Source organism: Ruegeria sp. CDSA141, from assembly GCF_059612005.1.
This window is the reverse complement of sequence record NZ_JBXWPT010000032.1, coordinates 1-17,618: the sequence shown is the minus strand read 5'-3', so window position 1 is coordinate 17,618 and position 17,618 is coordinate 1. Positions and strand designations below refer to the sequence as shown.

At 55.5% G+C, this 17,618-nt stretch carries 15 protein-coding genes; 5 read left to right on the top strand and 10 right to left on the bottom strand.

Annotated features, from left to right (window positions below; translation table 11 throughout):
• The first annotated feature begins 1,591 nt into the window (after nucleotides 1-1,591).
• Nucleotides 1,592-3,070, top strand: a complete 1,479-nt coding sequence (locus tag AC2FLP_RS21425; RefSeq protein ID WP_496710076.1) for an AsmA family protein — start codon at nucleotides 1,592-1,594, stop codon at nucleotides 3,068-3,070.
• 219 nt (nucleotides 3,071-3,289) lie between these two features.
• Here the strand turns inward: AC2FLP_RS21425 and AC2FLP_RS21420 are convergent, their stop codons facing one another.
• Genes AC2FLP_RS21420 through AC2FLP_RS21405 form a run of 4 tightly spaced genes read right to left on the bottom strand, consistent with a single transcriptional unit; the run spans nucleotide 3,290 to nucleotide 7,514 of the window.
• Nucleotides 3,290-4,072: a dimethylarginine dimethylaminohydrolase family protein gene (locus tag AC2FLP_RS21420; RefSeq protein ID WP_496686343.1), complete on the bottom strand. Its 783-nt coding sequence runs from the start codon at nucleotides 4,070-4,072 to the stop codon at nucleotides 3,290-3,292.
• Nucleotides 4,073-4,075: 3 nt separating this feature from the next.
• Nucleotides 4,076-5,680 (bottom strand): 5-guanidino-2-oxopentanoate decarboxylase, encoded by a 1,605-nt coding sequence (locus AC2FLP_RS21415; protein ID WP_496686340.1) that lies wholly within the window; start codon nucleotides 5,678-5,680, stop codon nucleotides 4,076-4,078.
• The gene (locus AC2FLP_RS21410; protein ID WP_496686337.1) at nucleotides 5,677-6,861 is read right to left on the bottom strand and encodes a pyridoxal phosphate-dependent aminotransferase; all 1,185 of its coding nucleotides are present in this window, start codon (nucleotides 6,859-6,861) and stop codon (nucleotides 5,677-5,679) included. The genes AC2FLP_RS21415 and AC2FLP_RS21410 overlap by 4 nt, the downstream gene beginning before the upstream one ends.
• On the bottom strand, nucleotides 6,858-7,514 hold the full coding sequence (locus AC2FLP_RS21405) for a TetR/AcrR family transcriptional regulator (RefSeq protein ID WP_496686335.1): 657 nt from the start codon (nucleotides 7,512-7,514) through the stop codon (nucleotides 6,858-6,860). The genes AC2FLP_RS21410 and AC2FLP_RS21405 overlap by 4 nt, the downstream gene beginning before the upstream one ends.
• 77 nt (nucleotides 7,515-7,591) lie before the next feature.
• On the opposite strand from AC2FLP_RS21405, the gene AC2FLP_RS21400 reads away from it, so the two are divergent.
• From AC2FLP_RS21400 to AC2FLP_RS21385, 4 genes are read left to right on the top strand one after another with little or no spacing between them, the layout of a single operon-like run.
• Nucleotides 7,592-8,389, top strand: coding sequence for an ABC transporter ATP-binding protein (locus AC2FLP_RS21400; RefSeq protein WP_299902334.1), 798 nt, complete (start codon nucleotides 7,592-7,594; stop codon nucleotides 8,387-8,389).
• Between the two features lie 42 nt (nucleotides 8,390-8,431).
• Nucleotides 8,432-9,196 (top strand): transporter substrate-binding domain-containing protein, encoded by a 765-nt coding sequence (locus AC2FLP_RS21395; RefSeq protein WP_496686331.1) that lies wholly within the window; start codon nucleotides 8,432-8,434, stop codon nucleotides 9,194-9,196.
• A gap of 9 nt (nucleotides 9,197-9,205) precedes the next feature.
• A complete protein-coding gene (locus AC2FLP_RS21390) occupies nucleotides 9,206-9,958 on the top strand; it encodes an ABC transporter permease (RefSeq protein WP_117872369.1) in 753 nt (250 codons plus the stop codon).
• A complete protein-coding gene (locus AC2FLP_RS21385; protein WP_496686328.1) occupies nucleotides 9,955-10,752 on the top strand; it encodes an ABC transporter permease in 798 nt (265 codons plus the stop codon). The genes AC2FLP_RS21390 and AC2FLP_RS21385 overlap by 4 nt, the downstream gene beginning before the upstream one ends.
• A 531-nt stretch (nucleotides 10,753-11,283) precedes the next feature.
• On the opposite strand, the gene AC2FLP_RS21380 is transcribed toward AC2FLP_RS21385, so the two are convergent.
• The 6 genes from AC2FLP_RS21380 to AC2FLP_RS21355 form a co-directional block, all read right to left on the bottom strand.
• Nucleotides 11,284-12,039 carry an ABC transporter ATP-binding protein gene (locus tag AC2FLP_RS21380; protein WP_299902327.1) on the bottom strand — a complete coding sequence of 252 codons (756 nt, stop codon included), beginning with the start codon at nucleotides 12,037-12,039 and terminating at the stop codon, nucleotides 11,284-11,286.
• Nucleotides 12,040-12,048: 9 nt separating this feature from the next.
• Complete coding sequence (locus AC2FLP_RS21375; RefSeq protein WP_117872375.1) at nucleotides 12,049-12,804, bottom strand: ABC transporter ATP-binding protein; 756 nt, start codon at nucleotides 12,802-12,804, stop codon at nucleotides 12,049-12,051.
• Nucleotides 12,805-12,814: 10 nt separating this feature from the next.
• The gene (locus AC2FLP_RS21370; protein ID WP_117872377.1) at nucleotides 12,815-14,020 is read right to left on the bottom strand and encodes a branched-chain amino acid ABC transporter permease; all 1,206 of its coding nucleotides are present in this window, start codon (nucleotides 14,018-14,020) and stop codon (nucleotides 12,815-12,817) included.
• 3 nt (nucleotides 14,021-14,023) lie between these two features.
• Nucleotides 14,024-15,055, bottom strand: coding sequence for a branched-chain amino acid ABC transporter permease (locus AC2FLP_RS21365; protein ID WP_299902324.1), 1,032 nt, complete (start codon nucleotides 15,053-15,055; stop codon nucleotides 14,024-14,026).
• A gap of 105 nt (nucleotides 15,056-15,160) precedes the next feature.
• A complete protein-coding gene (locus AC2FLP_RS21360; RefSeq protein ID WP_117872381.1) occupies nucleotides 15,161-16,507 on the bottom strand; it encodes a substrate-binding protein in 1,347 nt (448 codons plus the stop codon).
• A gap of 635 nt (nucleotides 16,508-17,142) precedes the next feature.
• On the bottom strand, nucleotides 17,143-17,511 hold the full coding sequence (locus AC2FLP_RS21355) for a c-type cytochrome (protein WP_496686322.1): 369 nt from the start codon (nucleotides 17,509-17,511) through the stop codon (nucleotides 17,143-17,145).
• Between the last annotated feature and the right edge of the window lie 107 nt (nucleotides 17,512-17,618).

Below are 17,618 nucleotides of genomic sequence, written 5' to 3'. Positions count from 1 at the left end.
ACCAGTAAAATATCAAGAACTTAGCGCTCCAAGGGGCGCTCCTTGCGCTTGGGGCATCCGCATCCGGCGCTGCAACGCTTACTCCAAAACGGCTTCACCGTCAGTGCTGTCAGCACCGTCAGCCAAAAGAAATTAAGACAATAATCGATCTCCCGGATGAATTGCTTAACGTCTTCACATCGTCAGGCTCATGACCTGAAGGTCAGAGGGTCAAATCTTACTCCCGAAACCAGGTCGAATAATCTCAACACAGCCCGATTTAGAGTAGACATCATAAACGTTACCGGAGCGAATTGCGCTCTCGCCCGCGTGGGCCTGAAACTATCATCCCGATGGATCACAGGCCAATCATGCACTAACAATCTACTTGGACCTGTCTGATGAGGTTGCGCGGGAAGAATTGGAACCTTGGGAGAGAAGTGTGGGATACATTGTCAAAGGTGTTTTAATTTGTTGCGCTATCGCGCTTGTTTCTGTTTTTGCGGCCTGGCTTCTCCTGTCTTCCGCGTTGTTTTCTTCTGTCAGAACAGCTTTCGTTGAAAACCTGGTCAGCAAGAAACTTGGTCAGGACGTTAGAATAAAAGATGAAGTACGTCTCGGCCTTGGTCGGCAGTTGCAGATATCAGCGGCAGGGCTGGTACTACCCGGTTCGCCGAAAACAGGTGCGAAGCTGGCGGCAATCGACAAACTTGAATTTGACATTTCCGCGCGTGACCTTTGGAACAATAAGCTTTCGCTAAGTGGCCTTTCCGTCTCGGGTCTTCACCTGAACCTGATCACAGACAAAGATGGCGTTGGAAACTGGCGGTCCATTTCTCAAGCGGATGCTGCAGCCGGGAAAACCGCAAAGTCTCGGCCTCTACCTGTTGTCGGAATGCTGACGGACCGCAAAGTTGACCTGACGGATATCAGAATTTTTTATCAGAACGAATTGAACGGGCTTGAACTGGACCTGCAGCTTCCTGAACTGCTTTTGAAACGCAACGATCAAACCAACACTGCTACTGCGGTAGGAACCGGTTCGTTAAACGGAGAGGGGTTTGATCTGAGTGGGACGTTCCCAGCGGCAGATCCGTTTCAGGTATCGGTGGACTTTGAACAAGTCTCGATTGTTGCCGAAGAGGTCCCTCAGGAAAACGGGCTACAGGTGAGGACGACCATGGAGATTGCGGAACTTGGCCAGCTCCTCGACATCCTGAAGCTCAATCGTGTTTTGGAAGGTACAGGGAGTATTGGTGCAACAGTCCAAACGGCTGACGGCATAGCCCGGATCGATGATCTGACCGTGCTGGCGGAGTTGGATGGAGGTCAAAGCGTCTCGCTGACGGGGAAAATCGGAGAGTTGGGGAACCCGGAAGATGTATCGCTGACGACCCGTATTCGGTTGTTCCCGGAAAACTCTGAGCCAGCCCCCGCCGTATCACGATATGATCTCAAACTTGTCGCGGTTGATATGGTTATGGACAGTGTTCCTGGGCAGGTTCCTCAGCGACAAATGGTAATTCAGACCAACGGGTTCACATTGGATACCTCAGGCGAAGGCCCGCCCCCAATCAAGTTTTCCGAGCTTTCCCGAACACCCGAAGGCGCCTTGCGTGTCGGGAGCATCAACTTGAGAATTGGGAACCCAGCTGATCCGTTTATCATTTTGAACGGGTCGGTCGATGACGCGCTGAAGCTGCAAGGCATATCAGCTGAAGGTCTGATGGATATTCCGGCAAGAAGCCTGATCTCACCAGAGCTGTTAGGGCCGGACGACCGGCTTGGCAGGTTTTCCGGCGACTTTCATTTGAGCGGCGGTATCAATCAGCTTTCGCTGACGAATTTGGATGGTCAGACGAGTGAAACTGATGTCTGGGCTATTGGGGTACATGGTTCTGTCAAGAATGTGCTCAAATTCGAGGACCTGGATCTGGCAATTGATGTCGAAGTCCCATCCGGAGCGGATCTGTTGGAGGCACTGTCACTTGAACGAGTGGAAACCGGGCAAGCTCGCTTTGAAATAGGGTTGGTTAGCCAAGGCACCGATTGGAACGCAAATGCCAAAGTCGGGGTTGCCGACTCTGTCCTGCAAATTGCAGCCGATCTTGATGATGCAACAAGCGACCCTGTATTGCGGGGTACCATTGAAAGTGACCTGATAAAGATAGATCAGATACGAACCATCGTTCAGGCGGTCGCACAGTTGAGGAAGTTAGGCGGTTCAGAGCCGAGCGAAGAAGACGCCAATAAAGAAGCCAGTGACACTGGCCCGCTAAGAGATGTGACGCTTAAACCTATCGGTCGTTCGATTCTGTTGTCCGGTATGGATATGGATGTTGATATTGATCTTCGGCACATAGAAGGGGCCAAAGGCATCAGCAGTTTGCAAAGCGAACTGACGCTCAACGAAAATGAGTTCAAGGCCGGGCCTTTGAAGTTTGAATACGGAGGCGCTCATTTCGATGTCAGCGGGCAAATGGATCTGTCGGACGAAGCGCATCTGCTTACGTTGACCGGCAAGGCAGGCGGTTGGCAACTGGATGATATTCTTCACAGTCTGAACTTCAAAAAGGGCGCCAGCGGTACGATCTACGCAGATTTTTCGGTGACCGGAGAAACCGATTCACCCAAACACTTTGCCAACACCATGAGCGGCAGCGCCACAGTTTCAATGCGCGATGGCTCGATCGAAACCCAGCTTCTTGATCTGGCAGGGCTAGGGGTCTTGCCGTGGGTGTTTACCAAGGAAAAACAGAAAGTTGCTCCAATCGTATGCTTGCGCGCACCGATCAGTATTTCCAATGGGAATATTTCGACGAAACGAACCACTATGGAAACAGATCATGTCCAGGTTGTTGTCTTCGGCGATGTTAATGTGGCTGGTAAAGCCCTGGACTTGAATCTGCAGCCCCGAAAGATCGGCGAACCTCTTTCGAAGAGCCCCTGGCCAGTGACTTTAAGGGGGCCTCTATCCGAGCCGAAAATCAAGGTCAAAGATGGGCCGAAACGGCTGAAACGATCTGACGGTGCGGACAAAATGCCTGCAAAAAGGAAACTCTGTGTTCCGGATATCTTGCAATTGCAATAGCGGCGGAGGTGGTTGGTTCCTAAACAAATCCGGAACTCGGGAAGGATGACAATGTGTCCGAAAGAAGTTCTCTGCTTCGGGCACGGAGAGTGGACTTCAGGGCAAACTCTGCAAGAAGTCCGACATCCCTTGGGTCAGGATGCATTGCTTCAAAAAAGACCAGGAACTGTTGATCGCGTCCAACAAGTGCACCGCTCGCCAGTATTCGGCAACAGGTCCTCAGAATCTCAACGAAAGACAGGACATACCACCATCCAGCTTTGCACAATCGGTGTTGTCAATTTCAACGACCTCAAAGCCTTCGCGGCCCAGCATCTCTGCGGTGCGAGGGAATCCAGCTGCCATCAGTACCAGATTGTTGAACCGGATCGCGTTGGCAGCTGCCTCTTCACCGTCTGCAACATGCAGCACCCGGTAACCTTCAAAGCAGCCCGAAGCGTCCAATCGCCGGGTCGCAAGGATTGTCTCAGCATCCATAAGCGAGCAATCCGTTTTAAAGTGTAAAACCCCCTCGGGCGTGAACACTTCCCGCAGTTTGCACCCCCATTCAGAGGTGATTTTCGCCAGTTCCACGACACCTTCTGCGTCAGTGCGATCCGACCGGCCCACCAGAATTTCACGCCCGGTTACCAGGATGTCTCCACCTTCGATATGGCCGGGACCTTTGATTTCCATGATCGTTTCGTAGCAGGCACGCAGTGTCGGGGCCATTTCGGCCACTTCCCCCATCCGCGAAGGTGCGCCAGGCCGCATCAGCACAGCACCCTGCGGCAGGCAAAGGGCCGTGTCTTCAACAAACTGCGCGTCAGGAAACGCATCCAGGGGTTCAAGCTCGATCACCTGCGCCCCGGTGCTTTTCAGTGCTGCCACATATGCCTTATGCGCGGCTATCATCCCGCCGAAATCCGGGTTTCCGATATCTTCTGCTCGCAATCCGTCAGCTATGGTCGGAGCCGGGCGTCGGGTGATGGCGCGGGAAAACTCAAAACTTGGGTCTGGCATTTTTCAATCTTTCTGAGGTTCGAATTTCGGAGCGGTGATTTCGATCATCGCCGGTCCGCCCAGGGCGGCAGATTCGCGCAACGCTTGCGCGACGGCCTGCGGTTCTGCGGGAGCCGTGGTGAATGAAAGGCCAAATGACTTGGCCGTTGCTGCAAAATCGGGGGGCGAGGGGTTACATCCTATGACCGTCACACCTGCATCCTGCATCGATGTGGCAATTTCACCGTATCCGTGATTGTTCCAGATCACGAAAGTGACCGACAGGTTTTCGTCTGCTGCGGCCATTGCTTCAGGCAGTGAAAACTGCGCACCTCCATCGCCGACGATACATATTACCCGCACCGTCGGATCGGCGATCGACGCGCCGATGGCTGCGGGTATGCCATAGCCGAGCGCACCATATCCCGTTGCCGCATTGAACCAGCCACCTGCCCGGTCGTGGTCGTAGTAAAGATTGCCCGCATAAATGGGCTGGGTGGAATCCCCGACCATCAGAGCATTCGGAGACGCGGAGCGCATTGCATTCAGTATTTCTACCTGATGGCGATAATTCGGGCCGATCTCCTGCCAGGCCGCGTCGCGCGTTTTTCTGGCACGTTCCGCTCCGTCGCTTTGTTTTGCCTCTTGCGGCAAAGCCTCGACCAGAGCGGGCAAAACCAGGTCGACGTCACCTTGAATGGCAACCGCTGCCTCATGCCGTGACAGTTGATCGCTGCACCGATCAACCCGTATCAGGCCTGACATTTCCGCAAATTGACCGGTGGCATACATGTCATAGTCGGTTGGCCCAAGCTCGGTTCCCAAGGCCAGAACGCAATCGGCGCTTTCTATCAACGCGCGCACCGCCTTCAAGCTGGGGCTGGCCGGAACGGTCAGAATATGCCCGTGCATCAGGCCGCGTGCATTGACGGTTTGCACAACGGGGGCATCCAGGGCTTCGGCCAGTGCTTGCAACCCGGCCTCAGCACGTTTCGCCCCGCCGCCTGCCAGAATGACGACTTTCTTTGCTTCAGCCAGTTGTTTGGCGGCATGTGTGATCAATACCGGGTTGACCGGAGACTCTGGATCGATCGATTCAACTGGTGTTTCCTGATATTCCAACGCTGCGATATCCAGCGGAACCTCTATATGCACCGGACCGGGGCGACCGTTGGTGAGGTTGTGAAAAACACGCGCCAAGACCGGGTCCAGAGCGTTTCTGTCGGAGACTTGTTCGGACGCCAGTGCAACCGTTTTGGCCAGCCAAAGTTGATCGGGCAACTCATGCAGGTGCCCTAAGCTTTTACCAAGAGACGCAGTTTTGTTGACACCGGATACCACCAGCATCGGTATTGAATCGCCTCGCGCCTGCGCCATCGGCGTCAGCGTATTGGTCAATCCGGGGCCGGTGATCACAAAGGCTACTCCCGGCTTGCCCGACGCACGTGCATAGCCATCAGCCATGAAACCTGCGCCCTGTTCGTGTCTGGGTGTAATGTGCCGGATGCCCGAGGCAGCAAGACCTCGGTACAGCTCAACCGTGTGAACGCCTGGTATTCCAAAGACGCAGGTCACATCCCTTTGGCGAAGCTTGGCAACCAGAGCCTCGCCAATTGTCATTCTGCTCATGCGACCTCACGTGATTTGCTGTTGGCGTGATCGATGATACGAGAGACCGCAGTGCCAAAGTCGGTGTCACTGATCGTCAGGGCGACCCGCACCCAGTCCTTCAGGCTGTCCCCAAAGGCGGATCCCGGCATGACGGCCACCCCGGCCTGTAGCAGATCCCAGGCATACGCTTCGCCATCCAGCCCAGTGGCGGAAACGTTGATGAGTGCGAACATTCCCGCTTCGGGCCGGTGGACAGTCAGATCTGTTTCCGCTTCAAGGCGATCGGCCAGCAGGGTGGCGCGGCCAGAAAAGCGGGCGGCCATGCCGGGGGCAACCTCGGACCCGTCGCGGATCGCTTTTTCGGTCATGTCCGCGATGAAAGGCTGGTTGCCAAAAAGCATGGTCTCGGAATAGGGCAACAGCGCTTCGCAGAACGCGGCGGGCCCTACACACCAGCCACTGCGGAACCCAGGAGCGGCATGAGATTTCGAGATGGATGATACGCCAATGACACGATCCGCCAGTTCCGGATCCGCCAATGGTGAAACAAATCGGGCACCGTCAAAGATCAATTCTTCATAGACTTCGTCCGAGATGATCCACAAGTCATGCGCAATAGCGAGCTGCCCGATCTTGGCAACATCTGCGGCGGTCAGGATCGCGCCCGTCGGGTTATGTGGCGTAGTCAGGAGAATGGCGCGGCTGCACGGAGTGATGCGGGCCGCGATATCTTCGGCCTGCATACGAAACCCGTGCTCTGGCCGCAGCGGTACGGGTACCATCTCGGCCCCGGATGCGCGAACGACACCTTCATAGGTCGCGTACATCGGATCGCCGACCAGAACTTCGTCACCGGCCTCTGCGACCCCGGCCATGGCTGCAAACAGGGCGGTCTGCGTTCCAGGAAAGCATAGAAAGTTCTCAGGCTCGAATGCCCGCCCGCGAGAGGCGGAATAGCGTGCAGCCAGCGCGTCAAGCAGACCGGCTTCTCCGCGCCCATTGGAATACCCTGTCCGCTGCGCCCGCAATGAGGTAACGGTGGTTTCGACCAATGCGTCCGGCACGGGCACGTCCGGTTCTCCAATCGTCATTTCGACGATATCCGCTCCGGCTTTGATAAGGTCGCGCGCTTTCAGGTGCACGCCCCACTTTGCGCCACCCAAGCCCGCCAACCGTTCTGTCACCGATGTGATCTTCATGACTGCTCCGCCTCTTTGGTCAATGGAATCCCGACGATGGCGCTGACAGAATCCAAACCGATCTGCGCCAGTTGGCCTTCGGAAAAAGCATCCGGAAGCGCACCCCCTTCAAGCCACAGGCCGTCGATCACCGCGTTGCAGGCAATGGCCAGTTGCATTGCTTCTGACGCTGCGACCGAGCGCCCTGTTTCCTGCAATGCGGCGACGATCAGCTTCTCGAGGTGATCCCGGAAATAGTTGTAGGTTTGCTGGTGAATGCGCTGCATTTTCGGGTCGTGCTGCACCTTGTTCAGGAAGCCTGCCCACAAGGCCACAGCGCTTGGATCGACGATTGGTGGTCGCAGTGACGCGTCGACGAAGTTGGTCAGCCGAGACACCGCGCTTCCCTTTCCTGACGAAGCAGCTGTCTGGTCTGTCAGCGTATTCATGTGGTGCTCATACGCCGCCTGAACCAGATCTTCCTTGGATGAGAAATAGTGCCGGATCAGCCCTTGGGTCACGTTCGCGCGGGCTGCGATCTCACGCACTGTGGCGCCCCGAACGCCCATCTCGGCGATCAGGTCCAAAGTCGCCAGAATCAGCGCCTCGCGGCGAAACTTGGCAGACTCACGTTTAAATTTGCGGCTGTCGTCCTGCACGTCAGTGTCATCCATGGCATGGAGTTATTATACACTTGCATAATTGCGAGATTCGGGGCTTACTGCAAGCTGAAATCAGAAGATTCTTGGATATGGACACAGCCAAAGCAGTTTCACCCGCACCCGAAGCAATCACGCCCGACGAGGCGATAAAGGTTGAGGACTTGCATAAATCCTTCGGTACGCTGGAGGTTCTGAAGGGCGTCTCTCTGACTGCAAACAAGGGGGATGTTGTTGCCATTATCGGGGGATCGGGCTCTGGAAAATCCACCATGCTGCGCTGCATCAACTTTTTGGAAACACCGAGTTCAGGAAAGATCAACATTGGCGGCGAACTGGTTGAAATGCACGCGGATGGCAGCCCCTCCAACCGCCGTCAGATCGAACGCATCCGCACGCGGCTGGCCATGGTCTTCCAGCAGTTCAATCTGTGGACACACCGTACGCTTTTGGAAAACGTGATCGAAGTGCCCGTGCATGTCCTCAAGGTGCCGAAGGCAGAGGCTATCGCGCGGGCGCATGAACTGCTGAAGAGGGTGGGCCTCGGCGACAAGGCCGACACCTATCCGGCCTATCTTTCGGGTGGTCAGCAACAGCGCGCCGCCATCGCGCGGGCGCTTGCCGTCGATCCTTCGGTGATGCTTTTCGATGAACCCACGTCAGCGCTTGATCCCGAGCTTGTAGGCGAAGTTCTGACCGTGATCCGCGATCTTGCCGCCGAAGGGCGCACAATGCTGCTTGTCACCCATGAAATGAAATTCGCACGCGAAGTCGCAGACCACGTTGTCTATCTCTTCGAGGGCCGCATCGAAGAGCAGGGCCCACCTGCCGAGGTCTTCGGAAACCCGAAATCAGAGCGCCTGAAGCAGTTCCTCAGCTCGGTCGCCTGATCCGGAAAAACAACACATAATGAACCAAAAGGGAGTACCAAAATGAACGTCAAGAAACTGCTCGTGTCCGGCCTTGCCGCCGCTGTCCTTTCGGCTGGTGTCGCCAGCGCCGAAGAGGTCAAGATCGGCATCGCGGCCGAACCTTATCCGCCCTTCGCGTCGCTGGACAGTTCAGGCAACTGGGTCGGTTGGGAGATCGATGTCATCAATGCGGTCTGTGCCGCTGCGGAACTTGACTGTGTCATCACGCCGGTCGCCTGGGACGGTATCATCCCGTCGCTGACCGGACAGCAGATCGACGCCATCATGGCGTCGATGTCGATCACCGAGGAGCGGCTGAAAACCATTGATTTCAGTGATCCTTACTACAACACACCTGCCGTAATCGTCGCGGACAAATCGATGGATATCGAAGCGACCCCAGAGTCGCTGGCCGGTAAGGTTGTCGGCGTTCAGGCGTCGACCATCCATCAGGCTTATGCACAGGAATATTTCAAGGATTCCGAACTGCGGGTTTATCAGACTCAGGATGAGGCCAACCAGGATCTTTTCGCAGGTCGTATTGACGCCACTCAGGCCGACAGTATCGCCATGGCGGACTTCGTGAACTCGGATGCCGGGGCATGCTGTGGAATCAAAGGCGCCGTCGCAGATGATCCGGCTATCTTGGGACGAGGCGTTGGCGCCGGTGTTCGCAAGGGGGATGATGAGTTGCTTGCGGCGCTGAACAAGGGCATCGCGGCAATTCTTGCCGATGGAACGCACGAGAAGATCACCTCGAACTATTTCTCAGCCAGCATCTACTAAGCGGCTGCTGTGACCGGACTGTTGGAATCGCTTGGATTGGCGCAGAGCGCAGAGCTACTGTCGCTGTCGCCACCGGGTTGGGGGGGCAATCTGCTGCGCGGATTGTCCCACTCATTGCAGATCGCTTTTGGTGCATATGCGCTCGGCCTCGTGATCGGATTGTTCGGAGCCTATGGCAAACTATACGGCGGGAAGGTCACGCGCGATCTTCTTGCCATTTACACGACCGTAATCCGGGCCGTGCCGGAACTGGTCCTGATCCTGATCCTGTATTACGTGGGATCTGACATCATCAACAAAATCTCCGCTGCAATGGGTGGAGGACGGGTCGAGGTCAATGGCGTCGCCGCGGGCATTTGGGTTCTCGGCGTTGTTCAGGGCGCATATGCAACCGAGATTCTGCGCGGAGCCATTCAGGCGGTTCCACCCGGACAGATCGAGGCGGCCAAATCCTACGGGATGCCCGCCTTCATGACCATGCGGCGTGTCACAATCCCCGCCATGATGGGCTTTGCAGTACCCGGTCTGGCCAACTTGTGGCTGATCGCCACCAAGGACACTGCACTGCTCGCGGTCGTCGGGTTCAACGAACTGACACTGGAAACCCGGCAGGCCGCCAGCAGCACCCGGGCCTATTTTACCTTCTTTCTGGCAGCGGGTTTTCTCTACCTCATGGTCACCCTCTTTTCTGGTGGTATCTTCGCGCGGATCGAGAAATGGGCGCGTCGCGGTCAACCTTCTCTGAAAGGTGGTGGCAGATGATCGATCTCAGATCTTTGATGCAACCCCATCGTATCGTGATGATGTTGGTCTTTGCCGGGATCGTGATTTGGTGTGCGATGGCGTTGCGGTGGGACTGGTTGCCGAAATACGCTCCGCTTGCATTGCAGGGAATCTGGACCACACTCTGGCTACTAGTTGTCACCGTCGTTCTCGGATTTCTGCTGGCTGTACCACTCGGGTTGGCCCAGGCCGTTGGGCCCTGGTACCTTGCGGCACCTGCCAAGACGTTCTGCACCATCATTCGGGGCACACCTCTGCTTTTGCAGCTTTGGTTGCTGTATTATGGCCTCGGCTCACTGTTCCCTCAATTCCCATGGATACGATCGTCCGAACTTTGGCCGTATCTACGTCAGGCCTGGCCTTATGCGGTGCTGGCCTTAACGCTTTCTTATGCGGGCTACGAAGGTGAGGTAATGCGCGGAGCCTTCAAAGGTGTCGCCAAAGGTCAGCTGGAGGCGGCCAAGTCGTTTGGAATGCCAAGGCTGACGATGTTCCGCCGCATCTGGTTGCCGCAGGCAATCCGCAACGTTCTGCCGACCCTGGGTGGTGAAACCATCCTCCAGTTAAAGGCTACGCCCTTGGTTGCCACGATTACGGTGGTTGATATCTACGCGGTGTCATCCCGGGTGCGGTCCGATACGTTTATCGTTTATGAGCCGCTCATCCTGCTAGCCGTATTCTACATTCTCGTTGCAGGTTTTATTGCTTTGGGGTTCCATTGGCTGGAAGTGAAGGTGCTGGGAACAGGAAACCGCAATCGGTCTGCCGGATAGTACAAGCCAGAAGTGAAGCGAAACCCGCTGCCGTATTCCCGATGCAGCCCTTGCGTGGAGTTTACTGGCAACTCTGGGCTGGTGCCTGACGTTCTCGTCTATTGTACAAAGAGGTACAACACCAAGCCGCAATCGATTGGTCGGCGCAGTGGCGGATGCCACGAACTATCGCGATCCTTGCAAGCTTTCCAGCCCTCATCGCGTGCCACTCGCCTGGAAACAAAGGCCGGGCGATTTCACGAGCGGCTGCACATTTTCCTGAAACCGTGCAACCGGCGGGTTCGGCAACAGGTCAAGTTCATCGATCCCGGCTCCAAGTCTATTGGGGCGCGAAATTTGAGGCGCGTATTCAGCGCAGGCCAGACTGAACTTATTGCGGCAAGACCGTATTCAGATTTGAACTGACGACCGACATTTTGGTGGTGAAACGCCTTTGGTCGCGCGAATGGGCAGGACCTGCACTGAACGCGGGTCTTCCCAAGCCACGAATTGGTCATGCCCCTTGGCTCTGTTTGCAATTCTGCATGACGCTTAGATCGCCAGGTACTCCTCACGAAGACCGGTGTCTTCAAGCACTTCTTGCGCCGTTCCGTCAAATACGATGGTCCCGGTGTCAAGGATGATCGCGCGGTCCGCCAACTCCAGAGCGCGAACAGCGTTCTGTTCAACGATGATCGTGGTCATACCCTGTTGTTTGACGTGTATGAGGGTTTTTTCGATTTCGTCGACGATGACAGGCGCCAAACCTTCATACGGTTCATCCAAAAGCAGCACTTTGATGTCCCTGGCAAGAGCTCTGGCGATCGACAGCATCTGTTGTTCGCCACCTGACAGTGTAATCCCTTCCTGCTTCCTGCGTTCTCCGAGACGCGGGAACAACTCGTACAGCCGTTCGAGAGACCATCCGATCGGAGGCGCAATCTGTGCGAGCTGCAGGTTTTCTTCAACTGTCAGGCCGGGAATGATGCGCCTGTCTTCAGGTACAAGACCAAGGCCCACTGCCGCCGCTTCATAGCTTGTCATGTTGTGCAGCGGCTTGTGGTCCAACCAGATTTCGCCATGTCTAACTTCTGGATCTCCAACTCTCGCAATCGAACGCAGCGTCGAGGTTTTGCCCGCGCCGTTGCGTCCAAGAAGAGCAAGAATCTCGCCTTCATGTACGTTGAAGCTGACGCCCTGCACGATGTAGCTTTCTCCGTAATAGGAGTGCATATCCCAAACGGAAAGAAACGCAGGGGCGGTGCTGGCCAGATTGGCGTTTTTCGAAAAGTCAGGTTTCTCGTTCATAGCTTTTCCTTACGCCGCCTCGCCCAGATAGGCTTCACGAACCTTGGGATGTCCACGGATTTTTTCTGGAGTATCTTCGACCAGCGGCGTCCCTTGCGCCAGAACTGTGATGCGTTCCGCAAGGCTGAAGACCACATGCATGTCATGCTCGATAATGGCGATGGTTATGTCGCGCTCATCCTTGATCTGTTTTAGCAGATCAATGGTGTTGTTGGTGTCCGCCCGCGCCATGCCCGCTGTAGGTTCGTCCAGCAGCAACAACCGCGGGTTCTGACTGAGGCACATGCCAATCTCAAGCCGCCGCTTGTCGCCGCGCGACAGCGAGGCCGCGTGCATCTCACGCTTGTCGGCCATGTTCATCTCTTCCAGCATCGCTTCGGCCTGTTCGACAACAGCCTTTTCGTTGGCGATGGTCTCATAAGCATGCATCCGGAACGCCCCATCCCGCATGGCGAAAATCGGAATCAACATGTTCTCCATCACCGTCAGTTCACCAAAAATCTCTGGTGTTTGAAACACGCGGCTTATGCCCATCTGGTTGATCTGGAAGGGTTCAAGCCCCAAGACCGAGGCGTTGTCGAACAACACGGACCCGGTGTCAGGCATGAGCTTGCCGACCAGACAATTCAGCAAGGTCGACTTGCCCGCCCCATTGGGCCCGATGATCGCGTGAACCGAATTCTCCTCGACGCTGAGATTCACATCCGTGAGTGCCTTGAGACCGCCGAAGCGCTTGCTGACGTCTTTGACTCTTAGAATTGCCATGGCTCGCCCCTTATTCCGCCGGTTCCGTTTTGCCCGACGTCGCGTCGTCGGATTTCGATTTCTTGCGCTTGACCCGGTTGAGCAAACGTTGACCTCCTTCGACCAGACCACCCGGCAAGTAGATAACGACAAGCATGAAAAGAATGCCCAGCGTCAGATGCCAGCCTTTTCCGATGAACGGATGGATCACAAACACAATCGCGTCCTCCAACCCGTCAGGCAGGAAAGCAAACCAACTGTGCAATACGTTGTCGTTGATTTTCGAGAAGATGTTCTCGAAATATTTGATGAAGCCTGCACCCAGCACCGGACCTATCAAGGTTCCTGTGCCGCCCAGGATCGTCATCAAAACGACCTCGCCCGATGCGGTCCACTGCATACGTTCAGCGCCTGCCAGCGGGTCCATTGCGGCCATCAGACCACCAGCCAAGCCGGCATACATGCCAGAGATGACAAATGCTGCCAGCGTATACGGCTTTGAGTTCAGGCCGGTATAGTTCATCCGCTGCTGGTTCGATTTGACCGCCCGCAGCATCATCCCGAAAGGTGAACGGAAAATTCGGATGGACAGATAGAAGACCACCATCATAATCACCGCACACAGATAGTATCCCGCGTTGAAATCAAAGCTCCACGCACCCACGTCCAATGTGTAGGTTGCGCGCATCGGCAACCCGAACAGATGCGGCAGGTCCGGCGAGTTCGCGCCCTGCAGAATCTGCGGATCGTCCGCGTAAACCTGCAATCCGGTTTCCCCATTTGTAAGGTTGAACTTGGGGTTCGACAAAACCGAGTAAGCCAACGCAAAGCTCATCTGAGCGAAGGCCAGCGTGAGGATCGAAAAATAGATACCCGACCGGCGCAGGCTGACAAACCCAATCAGCAATGAGAACACTCCGGCAACCACAACGCTGAGTGCGATGGCCGGGATGATATTGTAGCTCAGCAGCTTGAACATCCACACGGCTGAATAGGATCCAACGCCCAGAAAGGCCGCGTGACCGAATGACAAATATCCGGTAAGGCCAAACAGGATGTTGAAGCCTATGGCAAAGATGCCAAAGATGACAAAACGCTGCATCAAATCCGGATAGCCCGCGTTGAATTGCGCCATGGCGCTGCCTTCCGGGAACGGGTTCAGGATGAAGGGCGCCAGCATCGTAAGGAAGCCGACGATGATCAGCAGGCTGGTGTCTTTCTTGTTCAGTCCCAACATCGATTATTCCTCCATCACGCCTTTGCGTCCCATCAACCCGCGCGGCCGTGTGAGCAGCACAATAATGGCAACAAGGTAGATGATGATTTGGTTGATGCCCGGGATCGTCGTTGTGGCCCAGGTCGTTGAGGCAAAGCTTTCCAGAATGCCCAGCAGAAAGCCGGCAAGCACGGCTCCGGGGAGTGAACCCATGCCGCCGACAACAACCACAACGAAACTGAGGACCAGAAAATCCATCCCCATGTGATAGTTTGGTGGGTTGAGCGGCCCGTACATTACGCCGGCCAAACCAGCCACCGCGGCAGCGATACCGAACATGATCGTAAAGCGCCGGTCGATGTTGATTCCCAGCAAGCCAACAGTTTCGCGATCCGCCATGCCGGCCCGCACGACCATGCCAAACGTGGTGAATTGCAGGAATGAGAAGACGGCGCCGATAATGGCGACCGCAAAGCCAAAATAAACCAAACGCCAGATCGGGTAGATGATCGCGTTGGGATCAAACCCGATCATTGTGCCAAGGTCGATAGAGCCGCTCAGTGCGTCGGGCGGCGGAGTTTGGATTGGGTTGGCACCGAAGAAATACTTCACGATTTCTTGCAACACGATCGCCAGACCGAACGTGACAAGGATCTGGTCAGCGTGGGGGCGTTTGTAGAAATGCTTGATAAGCCCGCGTTCCATCACATAGCCAACCGTCAACATGATTGGGATCGCAAACAGAATGGCCAGGGGGACAGTCCAGTCGATAATCGTTGCACCAACCTCTGGGCCAAACCACGCCTCAATATAGGGCGTTTCAACCTTCAGTGGGTTGCCCAGAAAGTCGGTTTGGCTCTCGTCGATGGTAACAAAGCTCAAGTTCATGAGTTTTTGCAAAGTGACGGCACAGAACGCACCGATCATGAACAGTGCCCCATGGGCAAAGTTCACAACGCCGAGCGTCCCAAAAATAAGCGTCAGCCCCAGCGCAATCAGCGCATAAGCCGACCCTTTGTCCAGACCGTTCAGAATTTGCAATAGGATGGCGTCCATTGGCCCACCTCAGGGTTGGTCAGTGTGAATTGAGTGGCACAACAGGATCAACCCTGCTGTAGATGTCTGGCCACCTTTTTGGCGGCCAGACTATGATACGAGGCCTTATGCGCCCGGGTTACACTTACCCAGTGCGCCACCTGCGAACATCGGATGCTCCGGATCGTATTCGACCTGCGCGCGTGGCGTGATCTCGACAATTTCCAGAGTGTCGTAGGCGTTGGTCGGGTTCTCGTTGCCCCGAACGACCAGCACGTCCTTGAAGCACTGGTGGTCGGCGCCGCGATACCAGGTCGGGCCGTTGCCCAGGCCGTCGAACTCGAAGTCTTCCAGCGCTTCCGCAACACCGCACGGATTGAAAGTGCCGGCACGCTCGCAAGCATCAGCATAAAGCAGAACCTGTGCATAGCAGGTCTGCGCCGAGTTGGACGGTGGTTTGCCGTACTTCTCACCGAAGGATTTCACGAAGGCTTTGGTGCCTTCATCCTGCAGCTGCCAGTTCCAGTTCATCGAACCCAGCACGCCCTTGATGTTCTCGCCCGCACCAGCAGCCATCAGTTCCGAATACAGCGGCACGACGATCTTGAAGTCCTTGCCATTGGCCACTTTGTCGAGCAGGCCGAACTGAATCGCGTTGGTCAGCGAGTTCACCATGTTGCCGCCATAGTGATTCAGAACCAGAACGTCCGCGCCGGAGTTCAGAACCGGAGTGATATAGGACGAGAAGTCTGTTGACGCGAGTGGCGTTTTGACAGTGTTGACTGTTTCCCATCCCAGGGCTTCGGTCGAGGCGACGATCGACTCTTCCTGGGTCCAGCCCCAGTTGTAGTCAGCCGTCAGGTGATAGGCGCGGCGGTCGGTGCCCATTTCGGCAGCCAGCACCGGCGCAAGCGCAGCGCCCGACATGTAGGCGTTGAAGAAATGGCGGAAACCATTGGCCTTCTTGTCCTTGCCGGTCGTGTCGTTGGCGTGGGTCAGACCCGCCATAAAGATCACACCTGCTTCTTGACACAGGCCCTGAACCGCAACGGCCACGCCCGAGGACGACCCGCCGTTGATCATGATCGCGCCGTCTTTTTCGATCATCGACTTTGCGGATGCACGCGCGGCGTCCGACTTGGTCTGGGTGTCACCTGTGACGAACTCGACCTTCTTGCCGAGGATGCCATTGCCCTTCAGCGCCTTCGACGTGAAGGTGTTCAGGCAACCGCCGTCACCCTCTCCGTTCAGGTGTTCCACTGCCAGCTGTTGCGCCAGCAACTCGTCATTGCCCTCTTCGGCATATGGCCCGGTCTGGGGAACGTTGAAGCCCAGGGTTACGGACCCTCCGGTTGGTTCGTTTGTGTAAGCGGCAGCCGACGAAGCCGTGAAGATCGTAGGCAGGGCCAGACCGGTACCTGCAACGGCACCAGACTTCAACACGCCGCGGCGTGTGACAGATTTGTTGGTCATTAATTCCTCCCATTTCCCTTTCTCTCGTCGTCTGGCTCCTCTTCCAGCAGACGAAAGCGCACTTATGTGCACTTCAATAATGGAAAGGCGATGGAAAATTTCACAACAAATTACTGGATTTGAAACAAAATTTTGTAAACGTATTGACGAAATCTGAGGTTACTTGAAAAACTTTTAACTAATTTTTTTGGAAAATATTTATCTTTTAATTACTTAAGTGTAAAAACCAACAGCACAATCGTAGTACACGGCTCAAAAACTCGCCTGGTGCGGTACCAAAAGCCGATTTGGAATATCAAGCTGGCGTTTTCGCTACGCCAATTGGAGACAAGGTCCTAGGGCAACCCTGTTGGTCGGCGCCGTATCTTCGTTTACGCCAGTGGGCTGCACCACCTCTGTCAAATAACATTGCCTCGCCGCCTCTTGGGTTCATGACCTGCTCCCCTTTAAGTCCGCGTCTATAAGTTAGCTCTGTTCAGGTTTCGGTGGAGCCTGGGGGAAACGCCGCTGAGCGACTAATATGCTGATAGCAAACACTATTGCGGTATGTTGATTTTGCAGTGTGTCACCCTAGGAACTACACAACCAGCTGAGTTGAACTGTGTATACCCAAACCTGCACCAGACCACTGTCTTCTACTGGTGCGGAAGGTTGCGGCTGGCTTGCATTTGCTGAACATCGTCGGGCCAAGTGGAGCCTATGTAGGCCAGCACGTCCCATATGTCTTCGGTGATCAGAGTGCCCTCAAAGCCCGGCATGCCACTGTTGAAGTCTTCAATACCGCGTGCTGCCAATGCATCTGCCCCACCTAGTTTGGTATATTCGAACAGTAGCTGGTTATCATGGTGCCATGTGTGCCCTGTCACGTCATGTGGTGGCGCAGGCAACGCTCCGTCATCATCAGGTGTCTGCCAGTTGGGTTGGCCTTCCAGATTAACTCCATGGCAAGAGGCACAGTGCACTACGTAGAGTTCCTGCCCATTCGCCGGGTCTCTATCTAACAACTCATGATCTGCAGTGACGCTAGTCCCAATTGTCCGTCTTCAGAGTTTTTCGGAGAGCTGAGGCGTTTTCGTAACGGAGGCTCTGGTTCGATTTCTGTTTGAGTTTA